The sequence below is a fragment of the Rheinheimera pacifica genome, from assembly GCF_900108485.1.
GTDB classification, from domain to species: domain Bacteria; phylum Pseudomonadota; class Gammaproteobacteria; order Enterobacterales; family Alteromonadaceae; genus Alishewanella; species Alishewanella pacifica.
Genome location: NZ_FNXF01000001.1, coordinates 87,122 through 98,984 on the forward strand (window position 1 = coordinate 87,122; position 11,863 = coordinate 98,984).

Below are 11,863 nucleotides of genomic sequence, written 5' to 3' on the forward strand. Positions count from 1 at the left end.
CCTGCAGGGTTATTTAGCAGCAGTAGTGCTACCCAGCAAAAAGGTCAGTGGCAGGTGTAAACGCTCTGCCCAGGCGTTTTCACTGTGTTCTGCGCCGTCAAAACGCAGGGTTTGCCAGTTGGTATTGTTGTAGCCTTTGCTGGCAATAATGGCATCGGCCTGAGCCTGCAGCGGCGGGTACCATGCATCCAGCGTGGCGGTGCCGTAGTCAAAATACAGTTTGTGCTTACCGGCCTCGGGTAATTTGTTGCGCATATAGGCAAAAAACTGTGCCGGTACCGGGTTGTCCTGTTGCTCAAAGCTGCCGGGCCAATGGGTAGATAAACAGGCTGCTGCGCCGAACACCTGTGGGTATTCGCTAATGGCATACAACGAAATTAACCCGCCCATACTGGAGCCAATAACCACCGTACTGGCAGCATCGGTATGCACGGCATAACGGCTGTCGATATAGGGTTTTAGCTCCTGCACCAAAAACTTAAGGTAGTTGTCTGAGTACACCGGCTGGCTAAACAGCGAGGCTTGCTGCGCCGGGTTGTTTTGATACAACGCCTGCTGTTGCTCTGCAGTTAAAGCCATAAACGGCTGCTGCGGAAAATATTCACTGTGGCGGTGCGGGCCGGCGTTAAAAATACCGACCACAATAAAAGGCCGGGTTTTGCCTGCAGCTATCAGCCTGGCAGCAACTTCGTCTACCCTCCATTCCTGTTGGTTCCAGCTGGTGCTGCCGTCAAACAGCATCTGGCCGTCGTGCATATACACTACGGCGTGCTTTTTCTTGCCGTTGTAGCCTTCAGGCAGCCAGATATCAATGTGCCGTGGCGGTACAAACTCAGAGTGAAAATTTTGCAGCCGCTCAATACTGCCAGAGCTGACTTTGGGCAGTTTGGCAAAGACAGAGCAACTTAAAATAAATAATAACAGCGCAAGAAGTTTCATAGCGGCAAAGCGGGCAGTGTTAAAGGTGCCTTATTTTAGCTCAAAGCCACCAAACAACCTACTGCTGAAGATAAAGCCGGTAAGAAAACCGGCCTGGTGGTTGGCCAGGCCTTAGCAGGTTAACGCGCCAGTTGTTGCTGCCATTTGGCCAGTGCATCCAGTTGTTTGCGCACCATGCCCTGTATTTTTTCATCGGTCAGATTGCCATCGTTGTCAAAGCTGCCGGTAAAGGCATTGGCAAATACCTCGGGTTGGTTTAACGGGTACAAATTCACATACACACATACCTGACGCAGATGGTATTGCGCCCGGCTGGTGCCCATGCCGCCGCCGGCGCCCATAATGGCCACAGGTTTGCCAGTTAACAGCTGGTTGTCTGGCTCACGCGAAGCCCAGTCAATGGCGTTTTTCAGCGCCGGGGCCAGTGAGTAGTTGTATTCGGGGCAGCCAAACAGCAGGGCATCGGCTTCGCCAATTTGCTTTAACAGCTGTTTTACTGCAGCGGGTTTTTCGGCCAGATCAGCATTGTAAAACGGCACGTCCTGCAGATCGGCCAGATGAATTTTCATGCCATCCGGCGCGTGCGCCTGGGCATAACGCAGTAGCCCGCGGTTAGTGGATTTTGCCCGTAAACTGCCGCAAATGGCCAGCACATTAATACTCATAATCAGCTCCGTAAGTAAGTGTTGTAGTGGTGGTGCTCAACATTAGTGTAGCTTATGGTGGCATTGCCGGGCTTTAGTTCAAAAAAACTGAACATTGAGTCCAAATTATTCCGCTTTTGTCGCATGGGTACCCGCTATAAGCTACACCTAACTAAAGACCTAAGCGGGAGAAAGATAATGTTTGACATACGTTACGCAGCAGAGCGCGGTAAAGCCGACTTTGGCTGGTTACAAAGCCAGCATACATTTTCGTTTGGCAGTTACTATGATCCGGCGCAGATGGGTTTTTCGGCGCTAAGGGTAATTAATGACGACCGGGTGGCGCCCGGTGCAGGGTTTGATACCCACGGCCATAAAGATATGGAAATTCTCAGCCTGGTGCTGACAGGCCGGATTGCGCATAAAGATTCGGCAGGTAATACCGAAGTATTACCTGCCGGCGAGTTTCAGCTGATGAGCGCCGGTAAAGGTATTTACCATAGCGAGTTTAATGCCAGTAAGCACGACGAGCTGACCTTTTTGCAAATATGGTTGCAGCCAAACCAGTTTGGCGGCGAGCCGGGTTATCAGCAAAAAGACTTTGGCCAAAAGCCGGGCCTAACGCTGATATTGTCACCGGATGGCCGTGAAGGCAGTTTAACCCTGTTACAGGATGCACTGTTGTATCAGCTGATTTTGCCAACAGCGGCACAACAACAGCTGGATATTGCGCCTGGGCGTAAAGTGTATATTCACCTGATAAGCGGTGAACTGGATATTGCCGGGCATACACTGCAAAGCGGTGACGGTATAAAGATCAGTGAGCAAACTGCCCTGCAACTTACTGCTAACACCGCCGCCAAGGCGCTGATTTTCGACCTGCCTTAAACCGTTAGTTATTTAACCACCAGCCTGGCTTGCTTATTGTTTATTACGCAGTGAGCAAGCCATTTATTTTTGTTGTTAGCCGCTAACAATAACATGATGATGCATATCCCTTTTGTGTTGATTATTCAGCCGCTATAAAGCCTGAGCAGTGCAATATCAGGTTTTTGCACTGGTAAAGCGCTGTTGATTAGCTAAGTTATATGCTGGCGGTCAACATTGCCTGACACATTAGGAAAATATAATGTTAAAGCAGAGTTTGACGAAAAATTTAGCTAAAGGTTTGGCGGTAATGGCCGCAATACTGCTGGTTGCGGGTTGTGATAAAGCCGCTAAGCAGACCGATAATAGCGAACCTTCGCAAAATGTCACACAACTGGCAGATGCTACACACAATGCGCGTACCAGCCTGGATTGGGCGGGTACTTACCAGGGCATGTTGCCCTGTGCCGACTGCGAAGCCATTAATACCAAGGTAACGTTAAATACCGATGGCAGCTATCAGTTGGAGCGGGTGTATGTAGGTAAATCGGCTCAGGTATTTACCGAACAGGGGATATTTAACTGGAGCGACATCGGTAGCACTGTTTTGTTGGAGGCTGAGCAGCCGGTACAGTTTTTTGTAGCGGAAAATCAGTTGTTTATGCTTGATAAGCAAGGAAAGCGCATTGAGGGTGATTTAGCTGCACGCTATCGCCTGCAGAAATTAACGGAGTAAAGAATGAAGTTTGGGCTGTTATTACTGTTGGCAGTATTAAGTATTGAAGTGGCAATAGCACAGCCGAAGACAGGAAAACTGATTATTCATCATCCTCAGTTTCCACCTTTTATTTATCTGAACGGGCGCTCAGATCAGGTAAGCGGTATTTTGCCTGAATTGTTCGAGCCGTTCTTCCGCCAGCAGAAAATCAGCAGCCGCTACGTATTTAATAACCCGCTCCGCGCCGAGCAGGCGCTATATCAGGGCGACATTGACGCCATGTTTGTTAACCCGGCCTGGCTAAGCCAGCCAGACGCTTTGGTATTTTCAGATGCGGTACTCAGTTACGACGATTACCTGTTTAGCTTAAACCCTGAAGATGCGGTAATGGATTTAACCACGGCGCGTCAACTGCGGATCTGTACCCGCGAGCATTATATATACCCTGAGCTTGAGCCGTATTTCAGCCAGCAGGGTTTTATCAGGGTAGATGCCTCCAGCCAGGAAGCGCAGCTAAAGATGTTGCTGAATGAACGTTGTGACTTAGCCTATATGAACGACATTATTGCGCGCTGGCTAATGCAGCAGCAATTGCAGCAAGCCACACTATACCCGTTAGAGCAGGCTGTTGCCAAAGCCAGTATCAGTTTGAGCCTGCACCCTAAATGGCGGGCGTTATTACCGGCACTTAACCAGTTTATTTTGCAGCAACAGCAAAGTGGCGCGGTGCAACAAGCGATATTGCGCCATCTTCACTAAGTTTACGGATACAGCAGGTAAGGCTGGCGTTGCTGTTTAAACTGCTGCAGGGCGCTTTGCCAGCTGGCGCGGATTTGCTGTTCGGTTTGTCCCTGTTCAATTTGCTGGCGTAGCTGATCGGTGCCGGCCAGTTTGTCCATAAAGGCAGCTGAGGTAAAAAACACCTCGTCGTGCTGCTTAAATAACGCATACCAGCGTAACAAGTATTGTAAATTCAGCCCCTGCGCTTTGGCCTGACGTAAATCTTCGCCTAACAGCACTTTATCCATCAACGGTGGTGTTAACGCAGCCCCCGGGGTAGATACCGGCATAAACTGAAAGCCGGACGGGCCAAATTTGTTATAACCAATTACCTGAAACGGAAACTCAGTGCCCCGGCCGATACTCAGTGGCGTGGCTTCAAAAAAGCCCAGTGACGGATACAGTGCTATAGCCTGATCATTGGGTAAATTCGGGCTGGGTTTTACCGGCAACGAATAAGGCTGGCTGCGCTGGTAACCGCTTAGCGGCACCACATGCAGTTGCAGTTTATCGGCGTTGGCAATCCAGTGCTCGCCTTTAATCATCTGTGCCAGCTCGGCCACTGTCATACCGTGCAGCAGCGGGATAGGGTGCATACCAACAAAAGACTGGAATGCGCTGTCCAGCACCGGGCCGTCTACATAGGCGCCGTTCGGGTTGGGCCGGTCCAGCACCAGCATGGCAACGTTATGTTCAGCTGCGGCCTCCATCATATAGTGCATAGAACTGATATAGGTGTAGTAACGCACACCGACATCCTGAATATCAAAAATAACGATATCCAGCTCCTGCATCTGCCGGGCTGACGGCTTTTTGCTGGCGCCGTATAACGACAGCAGCGGTAAGCCGGTTTTGCTGTCGGTGCTGTTTTTTACACTGGCGCCGGCGTCATAATCGCCACGAAAGCCATGCTCAGGCGCAAAAATACTGACAATATTCACCTTATGTGCCAGCAGTACGTCAACCAGATGTTGCCCGCCAACCAGCGAAGTTTGATTTACCAGCACGCCGACACGTTTACCCTGCAGCAGCGGCAGATACTGTTGTAGCTGCTCAGCACCGGTTTGCAGCTCAGCTTCGGCCTGCTGCGTGCCAGGGCGTTCTGCATCTGGCTGGCAGGCCAGCAGACAGCAGCTTAGCAGCAGTAACAGTAACGGTTTCATTGTGCTGTACCTTGCTGCAATACTTTACGGATAAAGCCATGCTGTTGCTGCAATTGCTGGCGGCAGTCTTCAATGTTCTGGCCACTGAGAATATGCAAAATAGCCAGTTTGGCGCTCATGTCGGCGGCTTTTAACGCCTGGCGCGCGGTTTCCGGTGTGCAGTCAGTGGCCTGCATGACTATACGCACCGCACGCGCTACCAGCTTTTCGTTGCTGGCGTGTAAATCGACCATCAGGTTCTGATACACCTTGCCGCTGCGGATCATCGCCGTGGTGGTTAGCATATTTAAAATCAGTTTTTGTGCTGTACCGGCTTTCATCCGGGTAGAACCGGTCACCACCTCCGGCCCTACCACAGCACCAATGCCGATATCCGCCGCGCTTAGCACCGGCGCATTGGCGTTACAGCTGATGGCAGCGGTAAAACAGCCGATACTGCGGGCATAGGCCAGGCCGCCCAGTACATAAGGCGTACGGCCGCTGGCGGCAATGCCAACCAGAATATCGTTGGGCTGCAACTTTATGCCTTGTAAATCTTCCACAGCCAGTTGCGGGTTATCTTCGGCACCTTCTACCGCTTTGTATACGGCGCCATTACCACCGGCAATTAACGCCACTACTTGTGATGATGGCACGCTGTAGGTTGGCGGGCATTCTACTGCATCAAGAATACCCAGCCGGCCACTGGTGCCAGCGCCCAGATACACCAGGCGGCCGCCGGCATCAAAGGCTTCGACAATGCGATCTGCCACTGCTGCAACCTGCTCCAGGCAACTGGTAATGCTTTGCGCCACGGTTTGATCTTCAGCGTTAATACGTTTTACGATCTCCAGGCTAGACAACAAATCGATATCCCAACTGTCGGGATTGCGTGCTTCAGAGCTCATGGCATCCAGTTGTTGTAGTAAAGAGTCCTGTTGGTTATTTGTCATCGCCGTTTCCTGAAAGGGGTAAAGAGTTTGTCAGTTGTGTTGCAAGAATAAAAGCACCATCGAGTGCGCTACCGCGTGGCGGTTGCAGCAAAGTGTGGCATTCGGTATTTAGCAGCGGGGCGGTGGTGTCGGCCAGGCCGCCTAACAAGACTACCGGCAGCTCAAATTGCTCACGGGCGCTGTATAGCAGTTGGTGCACCGCTGCGCTGTGGCGCAGTAATAGCTTGTCGGCAACTTCGCAGCGCCCGGCATAGTTAAACACTAACGGCGCCAAAGTGGCGTAATCGTTCGGGCTGGCGGTTTTCAACCAGGGCAGTAACACAGTGGCATCATCGCCAATTTGTTGTGCCACGGCCTGCAATAACGGGCTTTTAATACCGGCCAGGCTGTCTACCTGCCATAGCAGTTCGCGTACTGCCTGCTTACCTAACCAGGCGCCACCGCCTTCATCGCCAATATTAAAGCCCCAGCCGCCGACTTGCTGCTCAGCGCCGTCGGCCAACAGGCGCATAGCAACCGAACCGGTGCCCAGCGCAACTACCAACACCGGCTGGCCCAGATTAGCGCCATACAGTGAGGTTTTAGCGTCGGTGGTGAGTAAAAAACGCGCATAATGCCGGGCCAGCTGCTGGCAAGCCTGCTGATGTTGCTGCGGGTTACCGGCGCCGGCCAGCCCCATTACCGCTACCACTTGCCGGCTGTCGATACCGGCTTGCTGGCACAGGCTGGCACTGAGTAAATTAATATTACTCAGTGCCAGCGAAAAATCATTCGTCAGTGAGGCCGGGCCAGCTTGTTGCTGCCAGTGCTGGCCGGTGCTGGTATTGGTCAGGCGGGCCAGCGTTTTACTGCCACCACCATCAACCGCCAAAATCCACATTAGTTAACTCCTTCCATGGCACTGTGCTGCGCCACCGGCTTACCGGCCATACACACCAGTGTTGCCACCAGGGTGCCGATACACAGCTGCCAGGTAAAACCTAAATCGAGCGCGGCCAGTTGCGGGCTAAGTTGGTGCAGAATATAAGGTTGCAGCAGCAGGGTCACGCAAAATCCGCTTAGCAGCGCCGCAGTAACAGAGTAGCGGTTGCCGCGTTGGCTAAACAAGGCCGTAAAAAACACCCCCAGCAAGCCGCTGTAAGAAAACACCATTACGCTAAGTGCAAACGCCAGCAAAGGCATATCAGAATACTGCTGCCAGTAAAAACACAGAATAGCCATGGCCGACAGGGTGATAGCGGTAAACAGCATACCCAGCTGGCCAGCACGGACAAAATGCCGATCTTCGGTAACGGGCTGACGCTTTAACCGCCAGGGTTTATACATATCGGCCACCAGCACAGATGACATAGAATTTAGCCCCGAGGTAATAGTGGATAACGCTGCTGCTATTACGCCAACCACCACCAGGCCGCGCAGGCCGGACGGCATTTCATTTAATACGTAATACATAAATACCGTGACTTTTTCACCGCCGAAACTGTCGGCAAAGCTCTGTGCTGGCTGGTATAAATCTGGCCGTTGATAAAAGATATACAACAAAAAGCCAATCAGAATAAATACCAGCATAACGGGGATCACCATTAACGCTGAGCTTAGTAGTGCTCTGGCACCGGCTTTGCTGTCTTTGCAGGTGAGCACACGTTGTGTCATGTCCTGATCTAAACCAAAAGCGGCAATATTCAGCAAAATAAAACCGGTTAATGCTGACCACATATTAAATACTCCGTTAGAGCTGACATCAAACCGCCAGTCGAACAGTAATAATTTAGACGGGCCGCCCTCTGCCGGCGAACTAAGCGCCTGTAGCAGTGTGGGTAAATCCAGCCCTATGCTGTGATACAGGTAACCCAGCACCAGCAACGCTGCCAGCACATAAACGCCGCATTGCAGTGCATCGGTATAAATAACAGAGCGGATACCACCGGCAACAGTACAGGCCAGGCCAATTATGGCCAGCAACACCACAGCCGCCAGCACGCTGCTGGCCTGAATATCGTTAAACAACAGCATGGCCACCGCTATAGCTGCCATATAAAGCCGTGCACCGCTGGCGAACACCCGGCCAAATAAATACATTTTACCGGCATGATCTTTGGCACTGGCACCAAAGCGTTGTTCCAGCAGTTCATATACCGTGGTGACCTTAAGCTGGTAATAGCGCGGCAGTAAAAATTTAATCACGATAAAGGTAGCAATAAGGGCGCCGATATTGGTAGCGATATAACTTAAGTTACCGCGAAAGCCCATATCCGGGCCGCCAAGAAAGGTGGCTGCTGATTGCGAAGTAGCCAGCACCGACACCGCCACCACCCATACCGGCATACTGTTAGCCGCCAAAAAATAATCATTACTGTTACCGGCCTTGCGGCGGTTTACATACCAGCCCGTCAATGCCAGTATGGCGAAGTAACTAAAAAATACCGTCCAGTCCAGTAATGTCAGTTGCATGCGCGGCTCTTAACAGTGAAAAAGTGCTTAACCATACCATAATGTATAGTGGGTGGGTAAAGTATTCATTTAAATTTTACTTGAATGAATAATTTATTTTTGTTGTACTGCCTGCAGCTTTTGCCAAAATAACAGGATACCGCCGTGGTTGTTTTATCTGCTTGGAACTCTATGTCATGTTTGACCCGCGCTTCGTTACTGCTGCTCAGTGCCTGCAGCTTCACTCTGTCGGCCGCTGCTATGCCGGTTAAATCTGCTGTGCCCAGCGCCAGTGTAAAACAAATGCTGGGGCAAAAACTGATGCTGGACCTGCGCTACTACTGCGAGCAGCAGCCAGTAAATGGCCAGTGTCGCACACCAATGACAAAACTGCCGCCCGAGCTGGCCACGTTGGTACGTGATTACGATATTGGCGGTGTTATTCTGTTTGCAGAAAACCTGGCTGACGTTGCCCAAACCGTGCAACTGAACCGCGATTTACAAAGCGCTGCGGCGGCATCAAAGCTTAAATTGCCGCTGTTTATCAGTATTGATCAGGAAGGTGGCCGGGTAGCCCGCCTGCCACGCAGTCTAGCCACCTCGTTTGCCGGTAATATGGCTATAGGTGCAACTTATGCGGAGCACGGCACTAAGTTTGCCACAGAAGTAGGCAAAGTGCTGGCAGATGAATTACTGGCACTGGGCATTAATGTTAACTTTGCGCCGACAATAGATGTTAACGTTAATCCGCAAAACCCGGTGATTAACGTGCGGGCTTTTGGCGAAAACCCGCAGCAAGTTGCTGAGCTGGGTAATGCCATGACCAGCGCCATGCAGCAGCGCGGTATGATAGCAGCACTGAAGCATTTTCCCGGCCATGGTGATACCGAAGTAGACAGCCATTTAGGCCTGCCGCGGGTAGAGCACAGCCGTGAGCAAATCCGGCAGGTAGATTTATATCCGTTTGCGCACATTATTAAGCAGCAAATGCCCGGTATGATCATGACAGCGCATATTCAGTTTCCGGCGTTGGACAGCAGCACCTTTGTCTCCAAAAACGGCGAAGAAATGCTGAAACCGGCTACGCTGTCGCGCACCATTTTGCATGACGTACTGCGCCAGGAAATGGGCTACAAAGGCGTGATCGTCACTGATGCGCTGGATATGGCCGGTATCAGCAAGTTTTTTACCCACACTGAAGCGGTAGTGCAAACCTTTGCCGCCGGTGCTGATATCGCCCTGATGCCGGTAAAACTGCAACACCCCGGTGAGCTAAAATCGCTGGCGGCACTGCTTAATGCGCTCGAAGCGGCAGTAAACAAAGGCGATATTGCCAAAACGGAGCTGGCCGAATCTTATCAGCGCATAGTGGCGTTAAAACAGCAGTATCCTCTATTACCGGCAGTGAAATCGGCTGCAGAACAAACCAAACTGGCCGGCAAACTGCTTGGCAGTGCCGCGCACCGGCAAAGCGAGCTGGCATTAGCCAAGGCCGCGATAACTCAGGTAAAACCGGCTTCGTCTTACTGGCCATTTAAACTCAGTGATACAAAAAAACTGTTACTGATCATGCCAGACCAAACCAAAGCCCGAGCCTTAGCCGCCGCGCTGCAGCATTACAGCAAAGATCATTTTGTTATCGACAGCATTAGCCTGCAACAAACCGATTTAGCCAGAGCCAGCGCACAAATTGGTGCGGCTGATCTGGTGATCAGCGGTTTTATTGCCCCTATGCAAAGCCTGGCCGATATTGGCGGTATGGACGATTTAACCGGTATTGCCAATATTGCCGCCGCTTATGAGCGCCAAAGCCTGCAATTTGAGACTTTACTGCCGCAGATTAAAGCGAAGAAAAAACCACATGTGTTTTTAAGTTTGCGTGCGCCTTATGATATCAGCCGTTATGGCCAGTATGCCGACGTAGTGCTGGCAAGCTATGCCTATAACACCTCAGAGCAGCCAACCGCTATGGGCGCCGGTAATGCGGTATATGAAGCGCTTGCGCAGGCTTTACTTGGCCAATACCGTTTAACCGGTAAGCTGCCAGTTACTGTTAGCGGGTATTAACATTATGTTTAACTGGTATCAGCGTTACGCCGAAGCAATACTTTCTGTGTTACCGGCTAAGCGCCTGTTGGCGCTGGATGCGCTGCGCGGGCTAACGATTACCGCCATGATACTGGTTAATAACCCCGGCAGCTGGAGCCATGTTTACAGCCCGTTACTGCATGCGCAGTGGCATGGCTGGACAGTAACTGATCTGATCTTCCCGTTTTTTATTGTAATTGTCGGTATGTCGCTGCAGCTAAGCCTGCAGCGGCAAAACAACAGCGGCAATATTGCGGTGATAAAATATGCCGCAGTGCGCAGCATAAAGCTGTTTGCTCTGGGGCTGTTTTTAGCGTTGTTTTATTACAATTTTCGCGACCCGGCGTACAACTATATTGAGCAGAAACTGCTTACGCTGCGCTGGCTGGGGGTATTACAACGTATTGGCCTGGTATACTTTTTTACCGTGCTGATTGTGCTGTATTGTGGTACCCGTGGCCGTATCGGCTGGCTAATCGGACTTTGTGCTTTATATCTGGCGGGCATGTTGTATTTGCCGTATCAGGATGCGCAGGGTAATCAGTTCCGTGGTTTGCTGGAATTTGGCAACAGTTTTGCCGCCTGGCTGGATCATGTCGTGCTGGGTGCCAGCCATGTGTATTATCGCAGTGCTACGCCGTTTGCCTTTGATCCGGAAGGGCTCTGGTCTACCTTACCGGCGATCAGCAGTTGTTTAGCCGGAGTGTTAATGGCGCAGTATCTGCAAAGCGAGCGCACGCTGGTGCAAAAAATTCGCGGCTTATTGTTATTTGGTGTGGTGGCAGTATGGCTGGCTGAACTGTGGCATATGGGCCTGCCGATTAATAAAAGCCTGTGGACCCCCAGTTTTGTGCTGCTAAGCAGTGGTTACTGCGCTATCGCTCTGGCGGTCTGCCTGTGGTTATGTGATGTTAAGCGCTGGCGGCTGTGGAGCGCACCTTTTGTGGTGTTTGGTGCCAATGCCATTTTGTTTTTTATGTTTGCCGGAGTGGCGGCGCGCATACTGATGATGATATCTGTCGGCGATACCTCCTTACATGGCTGGTTATTCAGCACTGTGTATCAACCACTGTTTGGCGATTACAACGGCTCACTGGCCTTTGCGCTGAGCTTTTTGTTGCTTTCCTACCTGTTAATGCACTGGTGTTATAAACGCGGTTATATCTTTAAAGTTTAAGTAGGTTGCGGTGATTTTTTCTGCCGGGTGCCAGCTTGTAATTTTTTGTGTAACCGGTTACAGTTATTTCTGTTGTGGATAAAAAGTATGCTGGCCAGCAGAGTTAGCAGCCACTAATGACAATA

General features: G+C 51.1%; 11 protein-coding genes. 5 read left to right on the forward strand and 6 right to left on the reverse strand.

Going from position 1 to position 11,863, the window contains the following annotated elements; all coding sequences use genetic code 11:
• Positions 1-9 precede the first annotated feature (9 nt).
• Positions 10-939, reverse strand: a complete 930-nt coding sequence (locus BLW68_RS00430; RefSeq protein WP_092789042.1) for an alpha/beta hydrolase — start codon at positions 937-939, stop codon at positions 10-12.
• Between the two features lie 119 nt (positions 940-1,058).
• Entirely contained in the window at positions 1,059-1,604 is a 546-nt protein-coding gene (locus BLW68_RS00435) for an NADPH-dependent FMN reductase (RefSeq protein WP_092789044.1), read from the reverse strand.
• Between the two features lie 177 nt (positions 1,605-1,781).
• Between BLW68_RS00435 and BLW68_RS00440 the strand changes: the two genes are divergently transcribed.
• The 3 genes from BLW68_RS00440 to BLW68_RS00450 all read left to right on the forward strand — a co-directional run bounded on the left by BLW68_RS00440 (position 1,782) and on the right by BLW68_RS00450 (position 3,927).
• The gene (locus tag BLW68_RS00440) at positions 1,782-2,471 is read left to right on the forward strand and encodes a pirin family protein (RefSeq protein ID WP_092789046.1); all 690 of its coding nucleotides are present in this window, start codon (positions 1,782-1,784) and stop codon (positions 2,469-2,471) included.
• A gap of 241 nt (positions 2,472-2,712) precedes the next feature.
• On the forward strand, positions 2,713-3,186 hold the full coding sequence (locus BLW68_RS00445) for a copper resistance protein NlpE (RefSeq protein WP_092789048.1): 474 nt from the start codon (positions 2,713-2,715) through the stop codon (positions 3,184-3,186).
• A gap of 3 nt (positions 3,187-3,189) precedes the next feature.
• A complete protein-coding gene (locus BLW68_RS00450) occupies positions 3,190-3,927 on the forward strand; it encodes a substrate-binding periplasmic protein (protein WP_092789050.1) in 738 nt (245 codons plus the stop codon).
• Between the two features lie 2 nt (positions 3,928-3,929).
• On the opposite strand, the gene BLW68_RS00455 is transcribed toward BLW68_RS00450, so the two are convergent.
• The 4 genes from BLW68_RS00455 to BLW68_RS00470 are packed head-to-tail and all read right to left on the reverse strand — an operon-like array spanning position 3,930 to position 8,494.
• Positions 3,930-5,111, reverse strand: a complete 1,182-nt coding sequence (locus BLW68_RS00455; protein WP_092789052.1) for an exo-beta-N-acetylmuramidase NamZ family protein — start codon at positions 5,109-5,111, stop codon at positions 3,930-3,932.
• A complete protein-coding gene (gene murQ, locus BLW68_RS00460; RefSeq protein ID WP_092789054.1) occupies positions 5,108-6,043 on the reverse strand; it encodes an N-acetylmuramic acid 6-phosphate etherase in 936 nt (311 codons plus the stop codon). The genes BLW68_RS00455 and murQ overlap by 4 nt, the downstream gene beginning before the upstream one ends.
• Complete coding sequence (locus BLW68_RS00465; RefSeq protein ID WP_092789057.1) at positions 6,033-6,923, reverse strand: glucosamine kinase nucleotide-binding domain-containing protein; 891 nt, start codon at positions 6,921-6,923, stop codon at positions 6,033-6,035. Before BLW68_RS00465 ends, murQ begins: the two co-directional genes overlap by 11 nt.
• Entirely contained in the window at positions 6,923-8,494 is a 1,572-nt protein-coding gene (locus BLW68_RS00470; protein ID WP_092789059.1) for a sodium:solute symporter, read from the reverse strand. Before BLW68_RS00470 ends, BLW68_RS00465 begins: the two co-directional genes overlap by 1 nt.
• 171 nt (positions 8,495-8,665) lie before the next feature.
• On the opposite strand from BLW68_RS00470, the gene nagZ reads away from it, so the two are divergent.
• Both nagZ and BLW68_RS00480 read left to right on the forward strand, forming a co-directional pair.
• Positions 8,666-10,540 (forward strand): beta-N-acetylhexosaminidase, encoded by a 1,875-nt coding sequence (nagZ, locus tag BLW68_RS00475; RefSeq protein WP_092789061.1) that lies wholly within the window; start codon positions 8,666-8,668, stop codon positions 10,538-10,540.
• 4 nt (positions 10,541-10,544) lie between these two features.
• The gene (locus BLW68_RS00480; protein ID WP_092789063.1) at positions 10,545-11,738 is read left to right on the forward strand and encodes an acyltransferase family protein; all 1,194 of its coding nucleotides are present in this window, start codon (positions 10,545-10,547) and stop codon (positions 11,736-11,738) included.
• The last annotated feature ends 125 nt before the right edge of the window (positions 11,739-11,863 follow it).

Bases quoted from the DNA above. Each gene is read 5' to 3' on its own strand.
- BLW68_RS00430 (WP_092789042.1), bottom strand. From the start codon at position 939: ATGAAACTTCTTGCGCTGTTATTATTTATTTTAAGTTGCTCTGTCTTT.
- BLW68_RS00435 (WP_092789044.1), bottom strand. From the start codon at position 1,604: ATGAGTATTAATGTGCTGGCCATTTGCGGCAGTTTACGGGCAAAATCC.
- BLW68_RS00440 (WP_092789046.1), top strand. From the start codon at position 1,782: ATGTTTGACATACGTTACGCAGCAGAGCGCGGTAAAGCCGACTTTGGC.
- BLW68_RS00445 (WP_092789048.1), top strand. From the start codon at position 2,713: ATGTTAAAGCAGAGTTTGACGAAAAATTTAGCTAAAGGTTTGGCGGTA.
- BLW68_RS00450 (WP_092789050.1), top strand. From the start codon at position 3,190: ATGAAGTTTGGGCTGTTATTACTGTTGGCAGTATTAAGTATTGAAGTG.
- BLW68_RS00455 (WP_092789052.1), bottom strand. From the start codon at position 5,111: ATGAAACCGTTACTGTTACTGCTGCTAAGCTGCTGTCTGCTGGCCTGC.
- murQ (WP_092789054.1), bottom strand. From the start codon at position 6,043: ATGACAAATAACCAACAGGACTCTTTACTACAACAACTGGATGCCATG.
- BLW68_RS00465 (WP_092789057.1), bottom strand. From the start codon at position 6,923: ATGTGGATTTTGGCGGTTGATGGTGGTGGCAGTAAAACGCTGGCCCGC.
- BLW68_RS00470 (WP_092789059.1), bottom strand. From the start codon at position 8,494: ATGCAACTGACATTACTGGACTGGACGGTATTTTTTAGTTACTTCGCC.
- nagZ (WP_092789061.1), top strand. From the start codon at position 8,666: ATGTCATGTTTGACCCGCGCTTCGTTACTGCTGCTCAGTGCCTGCAGC.
- BLW68_RS00480 (WP_092789063.1), top strand. From the start codon at position 10,545: ATGTTTAACTGGTATCAGCGTTACGCCGAAGCAATACTTTCTGTGTTA.